Source organism: Marinobacter halophilus, from assembly GCF_003007685.1.
Classification (GTDB): domain Bacteria; phylum Pseudomonadota; class Gammaproteobacteria; order Pseudomonadales; family Oleiphilaceae; genus Marinobacter; species Marinobacter halophilus.
The window spans coordinates 561,135-584,517 of record NZ_PXNN01000011.1; the positions used below are offsets into that span (position 1 = coordinate 561,135).

At 57.9% G+C, this 23,383-nt stretch carries 23 protein-coding genes; 13 read left to right on the top strand and 10 right to left on the bottom strand.

The window, feature by feature from the left end:
* Nucleotides 1-203 precede the first annotated feature (203 nt).
* Both rpmB and rpmG read left to right on the top strand, forming a co-directional pair.
* The gene (gene rpmB, locus C7H08_RS08995) at nt 204-440 is read left to right on the top strand and encodes a 50S ribosomal protein L28 (protein ID WP_106671388.1); all 237 of its coding nucleotides are present in this window, start codon (nt 204-206) and stop codon (nt 438-440) included.
* An 11-nt stretch (nt 441-451) separates the two neighbouring features.
* Nucleotides 452-607: a 50S ribosomal protein L33 gene (gene rpmG / locus C7H08_RS09000; protein WP_007153739.1), complete on the top strand. Its 156-nt coding sequence runs from the start codon at nt 452-454 to the stop codon at nt 605-607.
* A 63-nt stretch (nt 608-670) separates the two neighbouring features.
* Here the strand turns inward: rpmG and C7H08_RS09005 are convergent, their stop codons facing one another.
* From C7H08_RS09005 to C7H08_RS09015, 3 genes are all read right to left on the bottom strand, one after another.
* Entirely contained in the window at nt 671-1,531 is an 861-nt protein-coding gene (locus tag C7H08_RS09005; RefSeq protein ID WP_106671389.1) for an endonuclease/exonuclease/phosphatase family protein, read from the bottom strand.
* Between the two features lie 54 nt (nt 1,532-1,585).
* Nucleotides 1,586-2,221 (bottom strand): thiol:disulfide interchange protein DsbA/DsbL, encoded by a 636-nt coding sequence (locus tag C7H08_RS09010; RefSeq protein ID WP_106671390.1) that lies wholly within the window; start codon nt 2,219-2,221, stop codon nt 1,586-1,588.
* Nucleotides 2,222-2,377: 156 nt separating this feature from the next.
* Nucleotides 2,378-2,986: a c-type cytochrome gene (locus C7H08_RS09015; RefSeq protein ID WP_106671391.1), complete on the bottom strand. Its 609-nt coding sequence runs from the start codon at nt 2,984-2,986 to the stop codon at nt 2,378-2,380.
* Between the two features lie 182 nt (nt 2,987-3,168).
* On the opposite strand from C7H08_RS09015, the gene yihA reads away from it, so the two are divergent.
* Nucleotides 3,169-3,810 carry a ribosome biogenesis GTP-binding protein YihA/YsxC gene (gene yihA, locus C7H08_RS09020; RefSeq protein WP_106671392.1) on the top strand — a complete coding sequence of 214 codons (642 nt, stop codon included), beginning with the start codon at nt 3,169-3,171 and terminating at the stop codon, nt 3,808-3,810.
* A 174-nt stretch (nt 3,811-3,984) separates the two neighbouring features.
* On the opposite strand, the gene C7H08_RS09025 is transcribed toward yihA, so the two are convergent.
* Nucleotides 3,985-4,683, bottom strand: coding sequence for a TetR/AcrR family transcriptional regulator (locus C7H08_RS09025; protein ID WP_106671564.1), 699 nt, complete (start codon nt 4,681-4,683; stop codon nt 3,985-3,987).
* 176 nt (nt 4,684-4,859) lie between these two features.
* On the opposite strand from C7H08_RS09025, the gene C7H08_RS09030 reads away from it, so the two are divergent.
* The 4 genes from C7H08_RS09030 (at nt 4,860) to coaD (ending at nt 9,355) form a co-directional block, all read left to right on the top strand.
* Complete coding sequence (locus C7H08_RS09030) at nt 4,860-6,305, top strand: coniferyl aldehyde dehydrogenase (protein ID WP_106671393.1); 1,446 nt, start codon at nt 4,860-4,862, stop codon at nt 6,303-6,305.
* Nucleotides 6,306-6,378: 73 nt separating this feature from the next.
* Nucleotides 6,379-7,014 carry a hypothetical protein gene (locus C7H08_RS09035; protein ID WP_106671394.1) on the top strand — a complete coding sequence of 212 codons (636 nt, stop codon included), beginning with the start codon at nt 6,379-6,381 and terminating at the stop codon, nt 7,012-7,014.
* 26 nt (nt 7,015-7,040) lie between these two features.
* Nucleotides 7,041-8,636 carry a GMC family oxidoreductase gene (locus C7H08_RS09040; protein WP_106671395.1) on the top strand — a complete coding sequence of 532 codons (1,596 nt, stop codon included), beginning with the start codon at nt 7,041-7,043 and terminating at the stop codon, nt 8,634-8,636.
* Between the two features lie 239 nt (nt 8,637-8,875).
* Nucleotides 8,876-9,355: a pantetheine-phosphate adenylyltransferase gene (gene coaD, locus C7H08_RS09045; RefSeq protein WP_106671396.1), complete on the top strand. Its 480-nt coding sequence runs from the start codon at nt 8,876-8,878 to the stop codon at nt 9,353-9,355.
* 14 nt (nt 9,356-9,369) lie between these two features.
* Here the strand turns inward: coaD and C7H08_RS09050 are convergent, their stop codons facing one another.
* The 4 genes from C7H08_RS09050 to C7H08_RS09065 all read right to left on the bottom strand — a co-directional run bounded on the left by C7H08_RS09050 (nt 9,370) and on the right by C7H08_RS09065 (nt 14,329).
* Nucleotides 9,370-10,665 carry a DUF945 family protein gene (locus tag C7H08_RS09050; protein ID WP_106671397.1) on the bottom strand — a complete coding sequence of 432 codons (1,296 nt, stop codon included), beginning with the start codon at nt 10,663-10,665 and terminating at the stop codon, nt 9,370-9,372.
* 50 nt (nt 10,666-10,715) lie between these two features.
* Nucleotides 10,716-12,857 carry a polyphosphate kinase 1 gene (ppk1, locus tag C7H08_RS09055; protein ID WP_106671398.1) on the bottom strand — a complete coding sequence of 714 codons (2,142 nt, stop codon included), beginning with the start codon at nt 12,855-12,857 and terminating at the stop codon, nt 10,716-10,718.
* A gap of 43 nt (nt 12,858-12,900) precedes the next feature.
* Nucleotides 12,901-13,950 carry a porphobilinogen synthase gene (hemB, locus tag C7H08_RS09060; protein WP_106671399.1) on the bottom strand — a complete coding sequence of 350 codons (1,050 nt, stop codon included), beginning with the start codon at nt 13,948-13,950 and terminating at the stop codon, nt 12,901-12,903.
* Between the two features lie 154 nt (nt 13,951-14,104).
* Nucleotides 14,105-14,329 carry a hypothetical protein gene (locus C7H08_RS09065; RefSeq protein WP_106671400.1) on the bottom strand — a complete coding sequence of 75 codons (225 nt, stop codon included), beginning with the start codon at nt 14,327-14,329 and terminating at the stop codon, nt 14,105-14,107.
* Nucleotides 14,330-14,601: 272 nt separating this feature from the next.
* On the opposite strand from C7H08_RS09065, the gene C7H08_RS09070 reads away from it, so the two are divergent.
* From C7H08_RS09070 to panP, 4 genes are all read left to right on the top strand, one after another.
* Nucleotides 14,602-15,231 (top strand): TetR/AcrR family transcriptional regulator, encoded by a 630-nt coding sequence (locus C7H08_RS09070; protein WP_106671401.1) that lies wholly within the window; start codon nt 14,602-14,604, stop codon nt 15,229-15,231.
* Nucleotides 15,232-15,233: 2 nt separating this feature from the next.
* Nucleotides 15,234-16,940 carry an isovaleryl-CoA dehydrogenase gene (locus C7H08_RS09075; RefSeq protein ID WP_188445191.1) on the top strand — a complete coding sequence of 569 codons (1,707 nt, stop codon included), beginning with the start codon at nt 15,234-15,236 and terminating at the stop codon, nt 16,938-16,940.
* A 203-nt stretch (nt 16,941-17,143) separates the two neighbouring features.
* Nucleotides 17,144-17,488: a DUF503 domain-containing protein gene (locus C7H08_RS09080; RefSeq protein WP_106671566.1), complete on the top strand. Its 345-nt coding sequence runs from the start codon at nt 17,144-17,146 to the stop codon at nt 17,486-17,488.
* 199 nt (nt 17,489-17,687) lie between these two features.
* The gene (gene panP, locus C7H08_RS09085) at nt 17,688-19,364 is read left to right on the top strand and encodes a pyridoxal-dependent aspartate 1-decarboxylase PanP (protein ID WP_106671567.1); all 1,677 of its coding nucleotides are present in this window, start codon (nt 17,688-17,690) and stop codon (nt 19,362-19,364) included.
* Nucleotides 19,365-19,597: 233 nt separating this feature from the next.
* On the opposite strand, the gene C7H08_RS09090 is transcribed toward panP, so the two are convergent.
* Both C7H08_RS09090 and C7H08_RS09095 read right to left on the bottom strand, forming a co-directional pair.
* The gene (locus C7H08_RS09090) at nt 19,598-19,864 is read right to left on the bottom strand and encodes a hypothetical protein (RefSeq protein WP_106671402.1); all 267 of its coding nucleotides are present in this window, start codon (nt 19,862-19,864) and stop codon (nt 19,598-19,600) included.
* Nucleotides 19,865-19,964: 100 nt separating this feature from the next.
* Nucleotides 19,965-21,530, bottom strand: coding sequence for an inorganic phosphate transporter (locus tag C7H08_RS09095; RefSeq protein WP_106671568.1), 1,566 nt, complete (start codon nt 21,528-21,530; stop codon nt 19,965-19,967).
* 198 nt (nt 21,531-21,728) lie between these two features.
* Between C7H08_RS09095 and C7H08_RS09100 the strand changes: the two genes are divergently transcribed.
* On the top strand, nt 21,729-22,841 hold the full coding sequence (locus C7H08_RS09100) for a GGDEF domain-containing protein (RefSeq protein WP_106671403.1): 1,113 nt from the start codon (nt 21,729-21,731) through the stop codon (nt 22,839-22,841).
* A gap of 75 nt (nt 22,842-22,916) precedes the next feature.
* Nucleotides 22,917-23,363, top strand: a complete 447-nt coding sequence (locus C7H08_RS09105; RefSeq protein ID WP_106671404.1) for a flavodoxin — start codon at nt 22,917-22,919, stop codon at nt 23,361-23,363.
* Nucleotides 23,364-23,383 lie beyond the last annotated feature (20 nt).

Here is a 23,383-nt window from a genome sequence, read left to right on the forward strand (position 1 = left end):
TTCCGGTAAACTGGACAAATTCCCAACAATTTTTTGCGTTGGCTGACCAGTTCTGGTATAAAAGCGTCCCTTTCTGGCGGCGTCTGGCGAGCAGCGCTCAGTTTAGAGGCGTTAACCGGGAGCAGTTATGGTTCCTGTGCAACCAGAGACGCATTAAACATTGAATTTGTATAAATAGACCATTGCTCAGGTCGGAGGCAAGTATGTCCAGAGTTTGTCAGGTTACCGGTAAGCGTCCGGTTACCGGTAACAACGTATCCCACGCGATGAATCACACTCGTCGTCGCTTTCTGCCGAATCTGCAGAGCCATCGTTTCTGGGTTGAAACCGAGAAGCGTTTCGTGAAGCTGCGCGTATCCACCAAGGGCATGCGCATCATCGACAAAAAAGGCATCGACATCGTGCTGGCCGATCTTCGTGCCCGTGGCGAGAAAGTATAAGGAACCGCATCATGCGCGAGAAAATCAAGCTGGTATCTTCAGCAGGCACTGGTCACTTCTACACGACCAACAAGAACAAGCGTAACACTCCGGAAAAAATCGAGATCAAAAAGTATGATCCGGTTGTCCGCAAGCACGTTGCGTACAAGGAAGCCAAGATCAAGTAATTGATCCTGCCTCCACAAAAAAACCCGGCCAGCGAGCCGGGTTTTTTTGTGCCTGAGAATTACTCAGTAAGTTTCCAGATAGCCCTTGGGCAACGCGATATCCATCGCAATGGGCAAATGATCCGACACCGGGTAACTGATCACCTCTGCCCGCCGAATCTCCAGGGATGGGCTTACCAGGATATGATCCAGCGCCTTTTCCGGGCGCCAGCTGGGAAAGCTGTGAGCAGTATCAGGCAGCGCGATCAACCCACTCTCCTTTAGCGGCGTTTGCGTCAGCAGCTGTTCGGCATGGGCATTCATATCGCCCATCAGCACCACGTGCTGGTAATCCGCAATCAGATCCCGAATATAGCCCAGCTGCCGTTGCTGTGCCGATTTGTTGAGCGACAAATGCATCTGCACCAGTATCAGCGGATCATCCGCCGCGCCATAACGGGCAATGATGGCACCACGACCGGGGATCAGGCCGGGCAACTTGTGCTCGGTCACATCCAGCGGTCGGTAACGGCTTAACAGGCCGTTACTGTGCTGGGCGATATGACCCATGTTCCGGTTCAGCTGCTGGTACCAGTAAGGAATACCTGCCGCTTCTGCCAGATACTGCACCTGATTGATATAGCCACTGCGCAGACTGCCGCCATCGCATTCCTGCAAGGCCACTACATCATACTGCCGGAGCAGGGTGGCAATGCGGTCAAGGTTCTCGATACGCCGACGATTAGGCAGAAAATGCTGCCAGCTTCGGGTCAGGTAGTGATGGTAGGACGAGGTATTGATGCCCACCTGGATATTAAAAGTGAGCAACCGGAGGTAACGATGAGCCTCAAACTCGGGCACGTGCTCGCTGCCCGAGCAGGATCCACGAGGGCCTTCGGGCCCTCTAAGCATACCATTGAGCTGATTTCGGATCCGCTTATACATAACCGGGCATTCCCACGCTGAGCCTGAACGTGCCCCTCAAAGCATCATCGCTGATTACTGAGACGCCGCACGCTCTTGCTCGACCAGATGATCGACCACCGACAGAACATCTTCGTGCCCGCCAGCCATTGAGGCACTGACCACATACTTGCCATTAACCAGCATAGTCGGTGTGCCGGTGATGCGCGCGCCGCGAATCTTTGACTGCGCCTGCTGCACCCGGGCCCGAACGCCAAAACTCCGGTAATTGCTCAGAAACTCCTCAGCATCGACATCGTAACCACTGACAAAATCCGCCAGCGCTTCCGGGGTATTCAGCGGACGACGCTCGCCCGCCAGCGCGGTGAACAGGGCATCGTGCACCTTATCCAGCTCACCCATGGCGTCCAGCGCATAGAAAGCGTAAGCATGAGGCTCCCAGCTCTGGCCAAGCGCAGCCGGCAATTTGACAAAATTTACGTAGTCCGGAGCCTTATCCGCCCAGGATTCAACCAACGGCTTGAACGTGTAGCAATGAGGGCAGCCATACCAGAACACCTCGGCAACCTCGACGCCGCCGTCAGAGGCAGTGCGGACCGGATTGTCCAGGGTGCGGTAGTGCCGGCCTTCTTCCCAGGACTGCGCCTGGGCCACAGCACCAAAAGCGATGGAAAAAGCCAATATAACGACTGTGCCTAGTGTTCTTATCATCGGGAATCTCCGAGTTCTGTATTCTGATGTCAGACGGATTATGACCCAGCAAACCGGGAAAGTTCCACTGCTGGGCAAAGGGAATAATTACGGAAAGGTAAGTAGCAAAAACCCCGCGAACGCGGGGTTTTTGTCATCAGCAACTGCGGGCCGGGCTCAGTTCAGACCGGAAACGTAGTTAGCCAGCGCCTCAATCTCGGAATCGCTCAATTTTGACGCAACATCCATCATGATCGCTGCGTTAGCACCGGCCGCGCGTTCGCCGTCGCGGTAGGCTTTTAGCTGCTGCGCCACGTAGCCGGCGGTCTGGCCACCCAGGGCCGGATAGCCTGCGGGTTCATTACCAGCGCCACTGGGACTGTGGCAGCCTGCACAGGCCGCAACACCAGAGGCCATGTTGCCACCCCGGTACAGCGCCTGACCGCGATCAATCAGCTCAGGATCAGCCTGACCTACCACCATCTCTTGCTCGTTGTAATAGGCAGCCAGGTCCCAGAGATCCTGATCGGACATGTTATCCAGCAGACCAGTCATCTCCGGGATCGGACGATCCCCGGCTTTGATGTCTACCAACTGCCGATACAGATATTTTTCGCCGATACCAGACAGTTTGGGATACACCGCCATGATCGGCTTGGCACCGCCCTGGCCATGGCACGCCGCACATACTGCTGCGTTCTGTTCACCCGCTGCCGGATCTCCTGCCCCGTGAGCCATTGCTGTCAGGCCAACTCCGAGAACAACTCCTGCGATCAGTCTTTTCATGCTCGCTCCGCTTCTCTCATCTTTGCATCTTGAAAGTATTCTTCGTGGTGCAGCCGGCAGGCGCTGAACGATCAGGCACAAAACCGGGGCTTACAGCGGCAACGCGCAGCGTCCCACTGGAAATTGGTGTAGCATTATACATTAATCGCCGATAACTGAAATCCAAAGGAACGCCAACCGTCGTGGACTCTGACCTGACTCAAAAAAGCCTCTCCTTCAACAGCGCCCGATTTCTGATCAGCGCGTCCCGGTTGGACGAGTGCCCGCCCGACATCGGCGCCGAGGTTGCCTTTGCCGGGCGCTCCAATGCTGGCAAATCGAGCGCCCTGAACGCCATCACCGTCAACGGCAAGCTGGCCAGGACCAGTAAAACACCTGGCCGCACCCGATTGATCAACTTTTTTACCCTGAACAAAGAAAATGTTCGCCTGGTCGATCTGCCAGGCTATGGCTACGCCAGAGTTTCTCGCGATATGAAGGACGACTGGCAAAAGCATCTGGGCCATTATCTGAACGATCGCCGGTGCCTTCGTGGCTTGGTGCTGGTGATGGACATTCGTCACCCACTGACCGATTTCGATCAAATGATGGTGGAATGGTGCGAACATAACAACCTGCCATTGATGATTCTTGCCACCAAAGCCGACAAATTCAAATATGGGCAGGCCAAAACTGCCATGCTGGGGATTGCGCAAAAGCTGAAAGCGTATCAGTGCGTGGAGCACCTGATCATGTTTTCGGCCACCGCAAAAACGGGGTTAGAGGAGTGCCGGACGGCACTGACAGACTGGCTGGAAGCCGAGGAAGAAGACGCCCATCAATAAAAAACCGGTCTACCATCAGGTAGACCGGAGAAACGTCAGGGTTTGCGACGTACCTGAGAACTCACTCAGGAGACGCAGGGAATGTCCGGTTCCCCGCATCACTCCTTTTGAGCGGCACCCTTACATAAAGTTCAATTTTTGGGTGAATTTTAACCAAACCCTTACGCCACTCAGTTAACCCACCTCGCGTGCGGCACTTTCCCGACAGCCCGAAGACTCGGAAGTATCCGGAAAACTGGGCCGGTACTTCTCCCGCAATGCCATTACGCGCTCCCGGTATTCGGGTGTGAGATAAGGCAACTCCAGCGTCAGTACCTGATAGATACCCTGCTTGAGTTCGGTCAGCGTCAGGCTGGCTGACTCGTCAGCGGCGTGGGCCGTTTTCAGGAACGCCATCCAGTTGGTGATCACCAGCCAGACATTGAGCGACATGGCCGAACGCAACTCATCAAGCTGCGGCGCGATGATTCCGCCGTCGGCCAGTTTGCCAAAGATTCGGTCAATGGCCGCCAGGCAGCGATTGGTAAACCCCCGGTAGTCCTGGCGCAGCCGGGGGTCGCTGTCCAGCAGGTATTCCAGGTCCCGGTGAAAAAACCGATAGCTCCACAGACCATCAAACACCGACTCCAGATAAAAGGTCAGGTCTTCCAGATTGATTGCGCGGTCCTCCGGAATATCCAGATAATAATCGACCAGTTTTTCGTACTCCTGGAAGATCTCATAGATGATGTCGGACTTGTTGCGGAAGTGGTAATACAGGTTGCCCGGAGAAATCGCCAGGTGGGCAGCGATATGATTGGTGGTGATGTTTCGCTCACCCCGTTCGTTAAAAAGTTCCAGGCTGGTTAGCAGAATTTTGTCTCTGGTTTTCATCGTCTCGCCGGTCATTGTTGGTCTCTGCAGCACGGATGGCCCGATGAGCTATCCAGCATTTCTTGACTGCCTAGAGTATATACTCTAATAATACCCCCAAGCGCAAATCGACCAGATTTTGGTCAATCAATAACACAGGCTGCGGGAACCTGCCCGCAACCGATGGGGAGAGAAGCATGGGTGCCACCGTCGTCCAGCTCACCGAGAGCAAAAAGCAGATTCAGCACACCCACCGTGTGTTCGATGACCAGAAGGAAGCGTTTCGGAACAATCCGGCGCCGTCTCTGACCGAGCGCAAGGAAAACCTGAAGCGGCTTAAACGTGCCCTTTTAGACAGCCAGGATCGCCTGCTGGACGCCATCGACCGGGATTTCAGTTGCCGCTCCAAAGACGAGACGCTGATTGCCGAAGTCATGCCCTCTATTCAGGGTATTAACTACACCCTGAAGCACCTTAGCGACTGGATGAAGCCATCCAAACGCCATGTGTCGATGCTATTCCAGCCTGCCAGCAATAAAGTTCATTATCAGCCCAAGGGTGTGGTGGGTGTGATCGTGCCTTGGAACTACCCTCTGTACCTGGCCGTTGGCCCGCTGGTCGCCTCGCTGGCGGCGGGCAACCGCACTATGATCAAGATGTCCGAGTTCACCCCGCACACGTCGGCGCTGTTCAAAGAGATCATCGAGTCGATGTTCCCGGAAGACCTGGTGTCGGTGATTAACGGCGAGGCCGATGTCGCCGCTGACTTTTCCCAGCGCCCCTTCGATCATCTACTGTTCACCGGCTCCACCACGGTGGGCAGGCTGGTCATGCGGGCAGCGGCGGAGAATCTGACGCCGGTAACGCTGGAGCTGGGCGGCAAGTCGCCGGCGATTGTGTCGCCGGATGTGCCAATGGAAGACGCCGCCCAGCGCATTGCGTTCGGTAAGGCGTTTAATGCCGGTCAGACCTGTGTGGCCCCGGATTACGTGCTGTGCCCGGCGGATCGGGTTCAGGCATTCGTCGATGAGTTCCGCGCCCGCTTCGCGGAGATGTATCCGAGCCTGCGTGACAACGACGATTTCACGGCGATCATTAATGACCGCCAGTATCAGCGCCTGCAGGGCTATCTGGACGATGCACGGGCCAAAGGCGCGGAACTGGTGGAGATCAATCCGGCCAATGAGAACATGAAGGACGGTACCCGCAAGATTCCACTGACGCTGGTGCTGAAGACCACGCCGGATATGAAGGTGATGCAGGATGAGATTTTCGGACCGATCCTTCCGGTAGTCAGTTACGGCAATCTGGATGAGGCCATTCACTTCATTAATGATCGGCCGCGGCCGCTGGCGCTGTATTTCTTCGGCTATGACAAATCGCATCAGCAACATGTGGTGGACAACACGCTGTCCGGCGGGATGTGCATCAACGATGCGCTGATGCATGTGGCGCAGGACGATCTGCCGTTCGGGGGCATCGGTGATTCGGGCATGGGCCATTATCATGGCCGCGAAGGTTTCCTGACCTTTTCTCATCACCGGGCGATCTTTACCAAGCAGAAGTTCAACAGCGGCAAGTTTGTGTATGCGCCGCACGGAACGGCTGCCCATCGGATGGTATATAAGCTGTTTATTCGCTGAGTTTCTGCACTCTCGCCTGTTGGCTGGGTGCAAGGCCGCCTTAATAACAACAACATCAAAAGAAGAATCCTCGATGTCTGACCATTCTTTGAAGAACACTTCTGATGATCAACCCGAGCTGAGCCGCCGCGGTTTTCTGAAAACCGGCCTGGGCGGCGCACTGTTGCTCAGCACCGTCAGCCTGACCGCCGGCCTCACCGGTTGTGCAACGACGCCGGCCGGCCGGATCAGTGCCGTGGATACCCGCACCGATGCCCGCTATCAGTTTCAGTTCCTGAGCCGGGACGATATTGCCCTGTTCGAGGCGCTGCTGCCGGCGATGTTTGCCGGGGCGCTGCCGGAGGAAGCCAATCAGCGCCGGTTCGCCATTGCCGGGACCATTGAGCGGGTGGATCAGGGCATTGCGATGTTCGGGCCGGCGAATCAGCAGGAGCTGCGCAAGCTGTTTGATCTGCTGAATTTTGCCCCCACCCGGATCGCACTGGCGAGGGTCTGGTCGGACTGGCCGTCGGTCAGCACAGAGGATGCGGACGCCTTCCTGAATCGCTGGCGCAACAGTCGTATCGGGCTGCTGAATAACGGTTACATCGCACTAACCAAGATCAGCAACGTGGCCTTCTATGGCCATGCGCCCCACTGGCATGTGTCCGGCTACGCCGGGCCGCCGGCCTGGGCCGTCGATGCCTTGCCGCAATTCCACAACGCCTGATTACCTGCCGGATAACGGAGAGCAGTATGTCCATGAATGATCCTATCGCCCGGGGCCTGGCTTCCGGCTGGAATGTGACCGATGCCAGCAAACTGACCGCAGACCAGACGGTGGAAGCCGACGTGGTGGTCATCGGCACCGGTGCCGGTGGCGGCACCACGGCGGAGATTCTTGCCCGGCAGGGTTTGTCGGTGATTCTGGTGGAAGAAGGCCGGCTGTATTATCAGAAAGATTTTAAAATGGACGAGCTGACGGCTTACGCCAGCCTTTACCAGGAAGGCATGAGCCGGGTCACCGCGGATGGCGCGATTGCCATTCTGCAGGGGCGATGTGTGGGCGGATCCACCACGGTGAACTGGACCAGCAGCTTCCGGACACCGGACGAGACCCTGAATTACTGGAGCCAGTCTTTCGGCCTTGATGACCTCACGCCCGAGGCGATGGCACCCTGGTTTGGCGGTCGTGAAGAGCGTCATACCATGGCGCCATGGCAGACGCCGCCCAACCTGAACAACGACATCCTGCGCCAGGGCTGCGAAAAACTCGGCTACTCCTGGCAGGTCATTCCGAGAAACGTCAAAGGCTGCTGGAACCTGGGTTACTGCGGTGTGGGCTGTCCCACCAACGCCAAACAGGGCGCGCTGATGACCACCATCCCGGGCGCTCTGGATAACAGCGCCCAGCTGTTCCACGGCCTGCGCGCCGAGCGCCTGGTGATGAACCAGGACCGTATCGACCACCTGCAGGCCAGTGCCATGGGGCCAGACGGTGTGCATCCTTCAGGCGTGACCGTCACCCTGAAGGCCCGGCACTTCGTGGTCGCCGCCAGCGCCATCGGCTCCCCTGGCCTGTTGTTGCGGTCGGAACTGCCAGATCCGCACCAACGGGTTGGTAAACGCTCCTTTATCCACCCAGTCAACGCCACCGTCGCAAGGATGTCCGCCAAGGTCGATCCGTTCCATGGCGCGCCGCAATCGATCTACTCAGATGAATTCAACTTCAAACACGGCGTCGACGGCCCGGCCGGCTACAAGCTGGAAGTGCCACCCCTACACCCCGCCATGGCCGCTGGCGTCGTGCCCGGCCATGGCAAGGAACAGGCTAACAACCTGGGCCAGCTACCGCACATGCAATCGGTCATCGCCCTGCTCCGGGACGGCTTCCACCCCGACAGCCCCGGCGGCACCGTGTCCCTGCGTGAAGACGGCAGTCCCATACTCGACTACCCGATCACCGACTACCTGTGGCAGGGCATCCGTGAGGCTTACCTGCACATGGCCGAAATCCAGTTCGCCGCCGGCGCTGAAGCGGTCCAGGCCATGCACCTGGATTCCGACTGGTACACCAGCTGGAGCCAGGCCAAAGCCGCCATCAACAACCTGCCCATGAAACCCCACCGTGCACGCCTGTTTACCGCGCACCAGATGGGTGGCTGCGGCATGGGTGCCGACGCCAAAAACTCGGTGGTCAACGGCTTCGGCGAACACCATCACGTGACCAATCTGAGCATCCACGACGCCTCGATCTTCCCCACCAGTATCGGGGCAAATCCGCAGTTGTCGGTGTATGCCTTGGCGGCACGAAACAGCGCCAGGCTGGCGCAAAGATTGGTCAGAGCGTAACGCCATTCTCGGAGCGGCATGCAGGGTGCTAGCCGCATGTGCAGCGTCTTCCCTCCCGGGAATGTCGAAGGCCATGGATGGCCTGAGTCAAGCGCACATGGATGTGCTTGTAGCGTTTCCCGGGAGGGAAGACGCTGCACATGCCACGCAAACAACCAAGACAGCCTTGAACAGGGCTCCGGACTACAGCGCGCCTATGGTTCCTGCTATCCTACGGGCATCAACAAAAGGAGCTGTGCATGCCCAAAGTTATCTACCCAGGCACCTTCGATCCGATCACCAACGGCCACACCGACCTGATCGAACGGGCTGGCCGCATGTTTGATGAAGTCGTCGTTGCCGTCGCCTACAACTCGAAAAAGCAGCCCCTGCTGAACCTCGAAGAGCGCTGCGAGCTCGTCCGCAAGGCCACCGCACACATCCCGAACGTCAGCGTTACCGGCTTCAGCAACCTGCTGGCCGACTTTGTCAGAGAACAGAACGCCACCGTCATCCTGCGCGGCCTGCGCGCAGTCTCCGACTTCGAATACGAATTCCAGCTCGCCGACATGAACCGCCGGCTGGCACCAGAAATCGAAAGCGTTTTCCTGACACCGGCCAACCACCTATCCTACATCTCATCCTCCCTGATTCGGGAAATTGCCTCCCTGGGCGGCGACGTCTCTGAGTTCGTCGACCCCACCGTCGCAGACGCGCTGACCAGAAAGTTCAGCAGCTGAAGCCGTAAGCACGATTACAGCAAGGGTGGCAACGGGATTGAAATCCCGTTGATATCCAGCACCAGATTCTGCATCCGCCCGGCCATCACTAGCTGGTCACCATTCTCGACCAGCAAACCTTGCTTGATCAGCGGGGCCAGCTGCATGCGCAGCCCGGGATAGTTTTCCGCCAGCGCCAGCGGCATGCTTAAATCCAGTGCGCCGGTCAGCTGTTGCATAACCATCAGCATATTGTCACGCTCGCGGTCAGACAGCTCAGGGTGCGAAATATCCAGACTGCCCTGCACCGGGCCCTCAGGTGTGTCCAGGCTCAACTCCCGGATACCGGCCGAAAAACCGGCGGCCGCCAGCCCGTGAACCGACTCATTAAAACGCTGCATCAATGCCATCTGCTGCTCGAACGCGGCCGGCGGCGCTTGACCGGAAGCCTGCTGCGCCATCATTTGCATGTCGGTCATGACCGAGCTGAAGGCATTCCAGCTGGCCACATCGAGGCCGTCAACCGCCACGTCCATCCGATGCGGGCCGAAGGCCTCATCGTCAAAAGACACCGATTCCAGCGCCAGCGACAAGGTGGAATCGAGACGTTCGCCATCACTGCCTGCCTCACTGTGACTGTTCAGAGAGAAGCCATTCAGCGTCAAAGGCGGCGCCTGATGCTCCTGCACGACGACCGATTCCACGGTCATGGTGCCGGAACCGGTCCAGATATCCCCCGAAAGCCAGGCCAGGCTTTGCTCAAGATGAATATCCTCAATGCTCACGTTCATCGCTGGTCCGGCCAAAACCATCGCCGGCCAGACCAGCAGCATGTCAGCCTGCTCGCCAAGCCTACCGATCTCAAGCCGCGCCAAGCCGCCACTGCTGCGCAAGGAGCCACCGTTCACCGGGTGATCGATGTGGATGACCGGCGCCAGCAATTCGAGCGTGGCCGAGCCCCAGACCCGGGTCTCCAGTGTCAGCTTGGGCTCGGCCTCCGGAAACCACTCGGCGCCCGGCGGCTGCCAACCCTCGGTCGGGCGGAAATCCAGAAAGCTGCCGGTTACCCCGTGTGAAACCTGAACCTCGAAATCAATCCGGTTACTCTGACCGGTGGCGGGGTCCAACAGAGTGATCGTGCCCGATACCTCGGCACCAAGCAGCCCCCGGTTGTATTTGCCGGTTTCCATGCGCAGAAACGGCTGGGCACTGTTCACTTCCCTCGTGGCTTCCTGCCAATGTTGCTGGGTCAGGTAACCCACACCCCAGGGTGCGATACCCGCAATCACCAATATCGCCGCACCTGCGATGGTCCATCGTTTAAGATTCAAGATTCCAGTCCTGTTGTCTAATTATTGTTTGCCGGATGACAATCGGCATATCAATTGAGCTTGGCGGTTAACCGATCCAGCAATACCAGTTGCGAGGCCAGGCGCTCTTCGCCCTCTGCGGGCTGATTCTGGATATAACTGCCGTCCGGCTGCAACACCCAGGACTGGCAGTTGTCGGCAAGATAGGCTTCAAGATCGTCCCGTAACCGAGCCAGCAAGGCCGGTTCCTCAATCGGAAACGCGGTTTCAATACGGCTCAACAGGTTTCGCTCCATGCCATCGGCACTTGAGCAGTAAACATCCGGCTGACCATGGTTGTCGTAATAGTACACCCGTGTATGCTCCAGGAAGCGCCCGATAATCGACCGCACCCGTATATTTTCAGACAACCCCGGCACGCCCGGGCGCAAGCAGCAGATACCCCGGATGATCAGATCTATCTGTACCCCCGCCTGAGACGCCCGGTATAGCGCCTTGATCATCTGCGGTTCGGTCAGTGCATTGAATTTGAAGATAATACGCCCGTTCTTGCCATGACTGGTTTCACGCTCGATCAGACTGATCAGGCGGTTGTGCAGGGTGAACGGAGCGTGGAACAGCTTTTTGATCTTGAGCGCCTTGCCCATACCGGTGAGCTGCTGGAACAGTTTGTTGACGTCATCGCCGATGGATTCGTCACAGGTCATGAAACTGTAATCGGTGTACAAGCGGGCGTTGCCGGCATGATAGTTACCGGTACCCAGATGTACATAACGGCGCAAGCGACCTTCCTCCCGACGGACGATCAGAATCATCTTGGCGTGAGTCTTATAGCCCACCACGCCGTACACCACGATGACGCCGGCTTCCTGTAACCGGCTGGCCAGCTCCAGGTTCTCGGCCTCACTGAACCTGGCCCGCAACTCAATCACCGCGGTCACTTCCTTGCCGCGGCGAGCAGCATCGGCCAACGCTTCGACAATTTCGGAATCGGCACCAGTCCGATACAGAGTCTGACGGATGGCCAGCACCTGGGGATCTTTCGCCGACTGGCGCAACAGGTCTACCACCGGACTGAAATTTTCATAGGGATGCAGCAACAGCAAGGGACGCTTGCGAATGGCATCGAACATCGATTCCTTGCTGCGAATCTGGCGCGGAATCGACGGCGAAAAGCTGGAATAGGTCAGGTCGGGCCGATCCACCAGACTGCCCACCGCCAGCAACCGGGTAAGGTTGACCGGGCCGTGCACCTGATAAAGGTCCCGTTCGGTCAGCCCGAATTCCCGCAACAGGAAGTGCATCAGCTCTTCCGGGCAGTTGTCGGCCACTTCCAGTCGCACACCGTCACCGAAACGGCGGCTGAGCAGCTCGCCCCGCAAGGCCGAAGCCAGATCGACCAGATCGTCTTCCAGCTCGAGGTCGGCGTTACGGGTTAACCGGAACTGATAACAGCCTTTGACCTCCATGCCCGGAAACAGCTCGTCAGCGTGGGCGTGGATCATCGACGACAGGAACACCAGGTTATCGCCGCCATCGCAGACGTCATCCGGCAGACGCACCAGGCGTGGCAGGGAGCGAGGGGCAGGCACAATGGCCATGCCGGTCTCCCGGCCAAAGGCATCTTTGCCATCAAGCTCGACGATGAAGTTCAGACTCTTGTTGACCAGACGCGGGAACGGGTGCGACGGGTCGAGCCCGATTGGGCTGACCACTGGCAGAATTTCTTCATCAAAGTAGTTTCGTACCCACTCGGCCTGGGCCGGCGTCCACTCCCGGCGCCGGACAAAGTGAATATTCTCTCTCTCCAGCTCCGGAATCAGGACGTTGTTGAGAATGTCGTACTGCTCATGGATATATTCATGAGCCACCCGGCTGATCTCCGCCAGCACCTGTTCGTGCAGCATGCCATCGACGCCGACCGTCTCACGACCGTATTTGATCTGCTGACGCAAGCCCGCCACCCGGATCTCGAAGAACTCGTCCATGTTGCTGCTGAAAATGCAGGAAAAGATCAACCGGTTGATCAGCGGGTGTGTGGTGTCCAGCGCCTGTTTCAACACGCGATAGTTGAACTGAAGCTGGCTCAGCTCACGGTTGAAATAGTTTTCGCTGGCGTCCAGGTTGATCTCTTCCCCCACCGGCGGCACTTCCACCGGTGCGGGTACGCTGTGATCATTGCTTACTGCTGTCTGCGTGGTCTCGGTCGTCATCACTCATTACATCCATGGTTGGTGCGGGCCCTTGGTGTCCCGTCTAGGCCCGCGCGCGCTCGTTCATCAATCTCGCTGCTCGTACCGCAAAGTAGGTCAGAATGCCATCGGCGCCGGCCCGGCGCATGGCCATCAGGCTTTCCATCATCACCGCATCGCCATCCAGCCAGCCGTTCTGAGCCGCCGCCATGTGCATGGCGTATTCGCCACTGACCTGATAGACAAAGGTCGGCACCTGTAATTCAGTTTTTACCCGGTACACGATGTCCAGATAGGGCATACCTGGTTTGATCATCACCATGTCTGCGCCTTCGGCCAGGTCCATCGCCACTTCGTGAATGGCCTCATCGCTGTTGGCCGGGTCCATCTGATAGGTGGACTTGTTGCTCTTACCCAGATTAGTGGCAGAGCCCACCGCGTCCCGGAACGGGCCGTAATAGCTGGAGGCATACTTGGCAGAATAGGCCAGAATCCGGGTATTGACATAACCGGCCGATTCCAACGCCTCTCGAATGGCGGCGACACGGCCATCCATCATGTCTGAGGGTGCCACCACGTCCGCGCCAGCATCGGCATGAGACAGCGCCTGGTTCACCAGCGCCTCTACCGTCACGTCGTTGAGCACGTAACCATTATTGTCGATAATGCCGTCCTGGCCGTGGGTGGTAAACGGATCCAGCGCCACGTCGGTTATCACCCCCAGCTCCGGATAGGCGGTTTTAAGCGCCCGAACCGCACGCTGGGCCAGGCCATCCGGATTCCAGGCACCCGAACCGGACAGATTTTTATGCTCTGCCGGTACCACGGGAAACAGCGCCACCGCAGGTATGCCCAACTCGACCCACTCCGCAGCTTGCGCCACCAGCAGATCAATACTCAGCCGTTCAACCCCCGGCATAGACGGAACCTCTTGCCGCTGGCCTTCACCTTCAAGCACAAACACCGGGTAAATCAGATTGTCCGGACTCAGCTGATTTTCCCTGACCAGACGGCGGGAAAAATCACTGGCCCGATTGCGGCGCAACCGGGTAGATGGATAGGCTCGGCTGGAGAGCGGCGAACGCGGCTTTGACACGAGTAATCTCCTGAACATGGATGGCCTTGGAAAGTAATGACATCATACACGCCAGAGCTTCGCCGTTGCAGGTCTGAGCCGAGTGTGCCGCTGATTGGTGACAATCCAATGACAAAACCGGGCGGTTTTAACATAAACCGCCCGCAGACGAAGGGTATCCGTTGGCAGGAACTCAAAGGGAGCGGTTGTTGAAACCCACTTCCACCTTGCGAGGCGAATCGGAGCGCAACGTGGTGTCTAGCTCCACGATCCTGCCACCACTTTGCAAGAAGGCTTCGATATCCGACTGCAACTGGGCTCTTACCCGTGCCCGACTGGCAATCGAATGGTTATCATCACTGTCGCTGCTCCAGCTACTGCCGGATTGCTCCAGACTGCTTTCGTCGAATTCACTCATGGTTTTTTCTCCATCAACGAAAACGGAACTACAGGTGCAATCCAGACCTGATCTGGTAACACCCCGTCTCGACCGCCAGCCGCCGGCCGGCCCGTCTTGGCGTCTTTATAATCCGGTTTTGATGACGGCGCTATTTACTGACAACCACTTTTTTGTAAGTTTTTGTATCGGGCGCCAAGCCCATGATTTAAATGACGTATAAATGAGCTATAGAAGGCCAGCAAATTGACACAAAGAATGAATAGTGATTCACTACTTGGCAAGGAGCCGTTATGGCTTATCGCGAAACCGAGAAGATGCGCCAGCGCAAAGCCCAGGCGCGAAACAAGATTATCGAGTGCACCTGGGAGTGCGTTGCAGAGGGCGGTTTCCGAAGCGCCAGAATTACTCGAATTGCGGGTTTGGCGGGGGTAGCCACCGGCACCATCTACCGCCATTTTGAATCCCGGGAAGACCTCTTTGCCGAGATCTTCCGACTGGCCACACAACGGGAAGTCGACAAAGTAGCCGAGGCATTATCGGTACCGGGCAATGCTGTCGAACGACTGGACGGTGCCCTAAGAAAGTTCGCGCAGCGGGCGCTCAAAGGGCCGATGAAGGCCTGGGCCCTGATCGCCGAGCCGGTAGACCCGAAAGTCGAACAAGAGCGACTGGTTTACCGTAAGGCTTACGCCAGCCTGTTCGAAAAGGCGATCCAGGACGGCATTGCCGAAGGCAGCCTGTCCGAACAGAACGCCCGCCTAAGCAGCACCTGCCTGGTCGGAGCAATATCAGAATCCCTGGTGGGGCCGCTGTCGCCAACACAGACAAACACCACACCCGGCAACGACAACAACCAAGATGAACTGGTCAACGCCATCGTCTGCTTCTGCATCCGGGGATTGACCGACTCCAGGAGCTAACCATGACCAGCCCACAAAACAGCAACCGTCAGGCCACCGGGCACATGCCCAAAGACGACCGCTACCTGTCCGCCACCCATGAGGTCACCAACCAGCCCAAAGCGCTGCAAGACTACAACCTCTATGAACAGGACACCGCCCTGCGGGAAGCCGTATTGAGGGAAGGTGCCGGCCACGCTCACGAGGACCTGAGCCAGTTCGGCGCCTGGGCCGGCAAAGCCGAGACCATCGACCTGGGCAACCAGGCCAACGCCCATAAGCCCACCTTCAAAACCCACGACCGCTATGGCCACCGGGTCGACGAAGTCAGCTTTCATCCCGCCTATCACGAACTGATGCGGGTAGCCCTGGAAAACGGCCTGCACAGCTCACCCTGGAGCAATCCCGGCCAGGGCGCTCACGTGGCCAGGGCCGCCAAATACTACCTGCACTCCCAGGTGGAAGCGGCCCACTGCTGCCCAATCACCATGACCTTCGCCGCAATCCCGTCGATCCGCAACCAGCCGGACCTGGCGAAAGTCTGGGAACAGAAAATCCTGACCAACGAATACGACGCTCGCAACCTGCCGGATACCGACAAACGCTCCGTCACCATCGGCATGGCCATGACCGAAAAACAGGGCGGCAGCGACGTACGCGCCAACACCACCCGCGCCTACGCCACAGGTCAGGAAGGCCCCGGCCAGCCCTACGAACTGGTCGGCCACAAATGGTTCGTGTCAGCGCCCATGTGTGACGCCTTTTTAGTGCTGGCCCAGACCGCCAGCGGCCTGTCCTGCTTCCTGATGCCCAGATGGCGCCCGGACGGCAGCAAAAACCCCTGGCAGGTACAGCAGCTGAAAAACAAAATGGGCAACGTCGCCAACGCCTCCAGCGAAGTCGAAATCCGCGGCGCCCTGGCCTGGATGGTCGGTGAAGAAGGTCGCGGCGTGCGCACCATCATCGACATGGTCGCCATGACCCGCTTCGACTGCATGATCGGCAGCTCCGCCGGCATGCGCCAGGCTGTCGCCCAGGCCACGCACCACTGCCACAACCGCAGTGCCTTCGGCGCCCGCCTGAGCGACCAACCACTGATGCAGAACGTCCTGGCCGACCTCGTCATCGAAAACGAAGCCGCCCTCGCCTACACCCTGCGTGTCGCCCGCGCCATGGACAACCAAAACAACGAACACGAACGCCTGCTCGCCCGCCTGGCCACCCCGGTCGGCAAATACTGGATCTGCAAACGCACCCCCAACCACGCCTACGAAGCCATGGAGTGCATCGGCGGCAGCGGCGTGATGGAAGACTGCATCATGCCCCGGCTATTCCGGGAATCCCCGGTCAACGCCATTTGGGAAGGCAGCGGCAACGTCCAGTGCCTGGACACCCTGCGTGCCATTCACAAAGAACCCGAAACCCTCGACGCCTTCTTCAAAGAAGCCGCCGAAGCCCGCGGCAGCGATCGCCACTTCGACCAGTTCCTGGCGCAACTGCAAACCGACTTCGCCGACCTCAGCGACTTCCAGTACCGCGCCCGCAACCTCGTCGACCGCCTGGCCCTCGCCATGCAGGGCTCACTGCTACTGCGCTTTGGCGACAGACACGTCGCCGACGCCTTCTGCGCCTCCCGCCTGCAAGCCAGCGGCGGCATGAACTACGGCAACCTGCCCTCCGGCACCAACCCGGCGGCCATTATCAAACGGGCAACGCCTGTAGTAGGCTAGGGGAAATCCAGTCTGCTCGCCTTAGCCCCTTAACAAAGCAGGCTAGCGAGACTCCCCGTGAAATGTTTGAGAACCGGGGAGGAACAGCTTTCCAAAACCTTGCGGAGCCATGGATGGCGGAGCAGAGCGTACAGGGAAGTATTCACAGCGTGTTTTGGAAAGCTGTTCCTCCCCGGTTCCGCCACCAAAAGCTGGACCCAAAAATGTCAGAAGCCCTGAGAAAGCTGCTTAGGGAAGGCAACACGCCAACCCAGACCACGATCACCCCGCACGTCGGCGTACTGACCCTGCACTTTCAGCTCTACGGCTGTGAAGACCTCAAAGCCAAACGCAAAACCTTCACCGCCATGAAAGCCATCTGGGGCAAAGAACCCGACCTGGCCGTCAGCGAAACCGCCGACCACGACGCCCTCGATTGCGCCACCTGGACCATCGCCGCCCTCGGCGCCAGCGCCCAGCAAATAACCCAACGCCTCGATCAGGTCGAAAAAGACATCCAGGACCGCATCGACGCCGCCATCCTCGACGTCCACCGCGAAATTCTCTGACCCGACACAACACCCAGAAACATCCAACATCCCCGGGGCATAGCGTCATTCCGGTTCAGGCCTTATACTACGCACCCTCAGGGAATACATGACCTGCCCACAGGCAGGCCAGCACTACAAACGCCGGGCAGTGCCTGGCCCCGTCCGCCGGGTTTCCGGAACCAACCCCACGGACAACCACTGAATTATGTGTGGCTCTATGACCGGAAAGAAAAAATCCGCCCAGGCCTCGATCGAGGCCATGTATCGAGTGTTCACGGTGCCCGAGGCGCCGGAATCGACGCTGAGCCGCATAGACCAGAACATCTCCCGCAACCTGGCCGGATTTCTCCAGGAACACATCGTTGCCGTTGAACGGGACCTGTCTGAGGTCGAAAAGAACTTTGCCGATTCCGCCATCCCGGAAAAACCGGTATTCGTGTCGGAGCAAGCCCAGTTCCTGCTCGACAAACTGGTGGCCAATTCGGTTCACACCGCGTCACCCGCCTTCATCGGCCACATGACCTCGGCACTGCCCTACTTCATGCTGCCGCTGTCGAAAATCATGATTGCCCTGAACCAGAACCTGGTCAAAACCGAAACTTCCAAGGCGTTTACCCCCATGGAGCGCCAGGTCCTGGGCATGATTCATCGGCTGGTGTACCAGCAGGATGGCTCCTTCTACCGCAAATGGATGCACGACCCCCGGCACGCCTTGGGCGCCATGTGCTCCGGCGGCACCGTCGCCAACCTGACCGCCTTGTGGGTTGCCCGCAACCGTGCCTTCCCTGCCGAAGGCAGCTTCCGCGGCTTGCACGAAGAAGGCCTGTTCCGCGCCCTGAAATATTATGGCTACGAAGGCGCCGCCATCGTCGTCTCCAAACGCGGCCATTACTCGCTGCGCAAAGCCGCCGACGTCCTCGGCCTGGGCCGTGATGCCCTGGTACCGGTCGACACCGACGACAACAATTGCATCCAGACCGACGCCCTGCGCGACAAATGCCTGGAGCTGCAAAAACAGAAAATCAAAGTCATGGCCATCTGCGGCGTCGCCGGCACTACCGAAACCGGCAACGTCGACCCCCTGGACGCCATGGCCGACATCGCCCGCGAATTCGGCGCCCACTTCCACGTCGACGCCGCCTGGGGTGGCCCGACCCTGTTCTCTCGCACCTACCGGCACCTGCTGCGCGGCATCGAAAAAGCCGATTCAGTTACCTTCGACGCCCACAAACAGCTTTATGTGCCCATGGGCGTCGGCCTGGTGGTATTTAAAGACCCAAGCCTCGCCAGTGCGGTCGAACACCACGCCCAGTACATCATTCGGAAAGGCTCCAGAGACCTCGGCAGCACCACCCTCGAAGGCTCCCGCCCGGGCATGTCCATGCTGATTCACTCGGGCCTGAAAATCCTGGCCCGGGAAGGCTATGAAATCCTGATCGACCAAGGCATCGAAAAGGCGAAAAGCTTCGCCCAGATGATTGACGAGCAGCCGGACTTCGAACTGATCACCCGGCCAGAATTGAACATCCTGACCTATCGCTACTGCCCTGAAATAGCCCAGCAAGCGCTGGCCGTGGCCGACGAACTCCAGGCCGAAAAGATAAACACCTGCCTGAGCCGCATCACCAAGTTCATCCAGAAAACCCAGCGGGAGCGCGGCAAAGCGTTCGTGTCCAGAACCCGGCTGGAGCCTGCTCGTTACTTTCACTTCCCCTGCATCGTGTTCCGGGTGGTGTTGGCCAACCCGTTAACCACGGCAGAGATCCTGGAAGATATCCTGAAGGAGCAGCGGGAGTTGTCAGGGGAGAAAGGTATTGCAGATGAGATAAATATTTTGAACCAGATGGCCAATGCCGTTCTGAAACAAAACCAGAAAGAAGCCAAGCACGCCTAAGGCTTGCCGAATACAGCTCCGTGGCATGAGGCGGGGTGTGCGGGACGCCTTTCCAAAACCTTGCGCAGCCATGGATGGCGGAGGCAAATTGCCTCATCACCGCAAGGGTAAGGGGAGGCTTCTCCCAAAACACGCTGTGAATACGTCCGTGTACGCTCTGCTCCGCCATCCATGGCTTCGCAAGGTTTTGGGAGAAGCCTCCCCTCACCCTCGCTCAGAGTCAGCCGATCAAATCAGTACATAGCCTCTTCGTCATCCAGCACCTCGTGCAGGATCTCCAGAAACATCTTGTCCGCTTCACTCCAGTTTTCCGGAATACGAATGGTGGTATTGGCACTGATCTCACGGGCGATCAACGCATCAGCATCCTTTGCGCCCTTGTGCTTGCGGGCAATATCCATGGATTTGACCGCAATGGTCGGCTCACTCATGACCTTTTTGATAAAAACACGTAGCTCTTCAATCATCTTGGATTGACGGCTCTCGGAAGATGAACTCATTCTAGACTCCCCGAAGGTGGACGACGGCAAAGCAAACCCGCTCCGCGCAATAGCCATAGTATGGCCAAACAGCGGGGCCGTCACCAGCCCCCATCAACGTTCAGATCATCAGGCCGCGCAGGGCAAAGAACAGGAACGCGGCCATCAGGGCAGACGCCGGCACCGTGATAATCCACGCTGCCGCAATCCTGAACAGGTGCGAGCGCTTGACCATTTCTTCCCGATAGATCTTCTTCAGGCGCTTATGCTCTGATTTCGACAGCGGCACCTGGGCCTTCCTCTTTTTGGCCTGTTTCAGCAGGTATTCCATCTCTTCGACCGAGGCATTGCGGAAGTCATCCAGGAACGGCTTCAAACGCTCTTGCTCGGCTGAGTCGTGATGTTCCATGATTTTGTGCAGCTGGGTCGCGTAGTTGGACTTAAGGTATTCCCGCAGAAAGCCGACACCAAACACGCCACCAATAGCAATGTGGGTAGAGCTGACCGGCAAGCCCAGCTGGGATGCCAGAATCACCGTCAAGGCCGCAGACAACGCTATACAGAAGGCTCGGGTCTTGTCGAGTTCGGTGATTTCACTGCCTACCGTCTTGATCAGCCTTGGGCCGAACAGCATCAAACCTACGGCAAGCCCAAAGGCACCAATTAACATGATCCACAACGGAATACTGGCCGTCATCACCACGCCGCCGCCAGACTGAATGGCATCGTTGATCGCCGCAAGCGGGCCGATGGCATTAGCCACGTCGTTGGCACCGTGAGCAAAACTGAGTAAGGCTGCGGCAAAAATCAGCGGCCAGGTAAACAGAGTGTTGACCCCTTTGGTACTGTTCTCCATGGTCGCCGCACGGCGACTAACCAGGCTACGCATGATGAAAAAGACCACCACCGCGATTGCCAGACCAATCATGGATGACTGGAAAAACGTCACCTTGACCAGCTGGCTCATGCCTTTGATCATCAGGTAGGTACCGAATGCCCAGGCCATAATGGCAACCAGCCAGGGTACAAAAGTACGGGCCGAGGACACCAGGTTTTGCTGATAAAGCACCGTTTTCTTAATGGCAAACAGAAACAGCGCCGCGAGAACCCCGCCAAGCACAGGGGAAATCACCCAGCTCGCAACAATCTTGCCCATCACCGACCAGTCAGCAATAGCCCAACCGCCAGCTGCAATACCGGCACCCAACACACCACCGACAATGGAGTGGGTGGTTGAAACCGGTGCGCCCATCCAGGTGGCCAGGTTCAGCCACAACGCACCCGCGAGCAACGCCGCTGTCATCAGCCAGACAAACTCTCGGGGGTCTTCAAGACTGGTCGGATCAATGATGCCGCCCTTGATGGTAGAAACCACATCACCGCCAGCGATGATGGCACCGCCGGCCTCAAAGACCGCCGCCAGCAAAACAGCTGCGCCCAACGACAAGGCGCCGGAACCCACCGCCGGGCCCACGTTGTTGGCGACATCATTGGCGCCGATGTTGATCGCCATGTAGCCACCGATGACAGCGGCCGCCATCAACAGCATATTGTTGGGCAAGCCCTGACTGAAGGCACCCACAATTAACCAGACACAGAGCAGAAACAGTACGCTGAGGCCGACCCGATACCGTTCCGTGGCGGGGCTGGTAAGAAGAGTATCCAGATAGCTGCTGGAACGGGCCATATTGATGATCATCTCTTTTAGGCTGAGTATAATTCGGGCGATCTTGCCGCCGGGCGCAACTATAATTTTTTTGCCATAAAATTGAAACATAACTGACACAAAGGCAGGCGTCACATTCCTGAGAAAAGGGCCTGCAAGCACTACACAAATTGACGCATACTGCTCGAAATCGCGCCAAAAAAACCATAAAAACAGCCTATGAATGAACAAGTGATCGCTGACCAGCAGAACTCTGCTGGGCAAGACGAGCAGCAAATATCCCGTTTGCTCAACGGCCTGTCTGCCGCGACTGTGGCTTTCCTGGCCGGCATCGGCACCAAAGCCTGGTACGCAGACCATGTCACCCATGCCTGGGTGCTGTGGCTATTTATCATCCCGGTAACACTGAACATGGCCTGGTACGCCTGGAAGCGGGACGGCGTTGTTCAGAAAATCGCCCTGCTAATCATTGTCAGCCTATTATTCGGCTACCTTCTGGCGTCTGGCGGTGAAGGCAACACCGGGCCGCTGTGGTTCTATGTATTCCCCCCCCTGCTGTTCTATCTGACCAGCCTGAAAGGCGGCACCGCCATTCTGCTGTTCTCCTACCTGCTGGCAATCATCGTGTTTCAGTTTCCGGGAATACCGCTGGTAACCGCCGAATACTCGTTTGATTTCAAAATCCGTTTTTTTGCTGCCCTGACCTTTGAATCCATTTTCTGTTTTGTTCTTGAGGCTGGCCGTTTACGGGCCCGCAGCAAGCTGCTGGATCTGGCCAAAGCCCATGAGCATGCGGCCCGCACCGACGAACTGACCGGACTGGCCAATCGCCGGGACATGCAGAACCGCCTGAACACCGAATTCTCCCGTTTCAAGCGCTCGGGCCACCACTTCTCGGTGGTGTTGATTGACCTGGACCTGTTCAAGCGGGTCAACGATGACTACGGCCACGATGCCGGCGATCGGGTGCTGCAGCAGTTCTCAGAGCTGACCCGAACCATCGTGCGACAATCCGATGTGGCCGCGCGCTGGGGCGGTGAGGAGTTTCTGCTATTACTGCCAGATACCACCCTGCTACAGGCGCTGACCCTGGCCGAACGACTGCGCTCCGAAGTTGCCGCAACTGAATTCCGCCATCGTGACGAGTTACTGCCAGTGACCATAAGTGCTGGCGTCTGCTCGATCTCAAAAGCGGGTTCTGTGAACGAACTGCTCAAGCAGGCCGACATCCAGCTTTACAACGCCAAAGACGCCGGCAGAAACCGGATAGCGCCCCGGGTAAGGAGCCAGGACACTTCAGCTAAGGCTGGCCCTCCTCCTGCAGGGGCTTGAGCAACCCGACTGCCCTCGTTATGATCGGGCGCGGCGGCCGATCGGTCAGAATTTTGAGCAAACACAGGTAGTCACATGGCAGCAATTCGCATTCTGGTGGGCAGCGTATACGGCGGGGCTCTGCTAACTGCTCGCAAGATCGGGCAGGAGCTGGAAACCGACGGTCACCAGGTGGTGGTTCTGGAAAACCCAAAACTGGGCGATATTACCGGCAATGATGATGCCCTGCTGGTGTGTACCTCGACTACCGGGCAAGGCGAGGTTCCACCAAACCTTCTGCCCTTTTACGTCGATCTCAGAGACCAGCTACCGCAGCAGCCGGGGCGTCCGTTTGGCGTTATTGTCCTGGGCGACAGCTCATACGGCGATACCTTTTGTGGCGCCGGCACATTGATGGAAGAAGCACTCTTCGAAACCAGCGCCCGCAAGGTTGGCGACTCATTAAAGATTGACGCCCTGGAAACCCTGGAGCCAGAGTCCGAAGCGGTGCCCTGGGCAAAAAGCTGGGTTAACGGGATTTGACCTTTCTTTACACAAGTTAC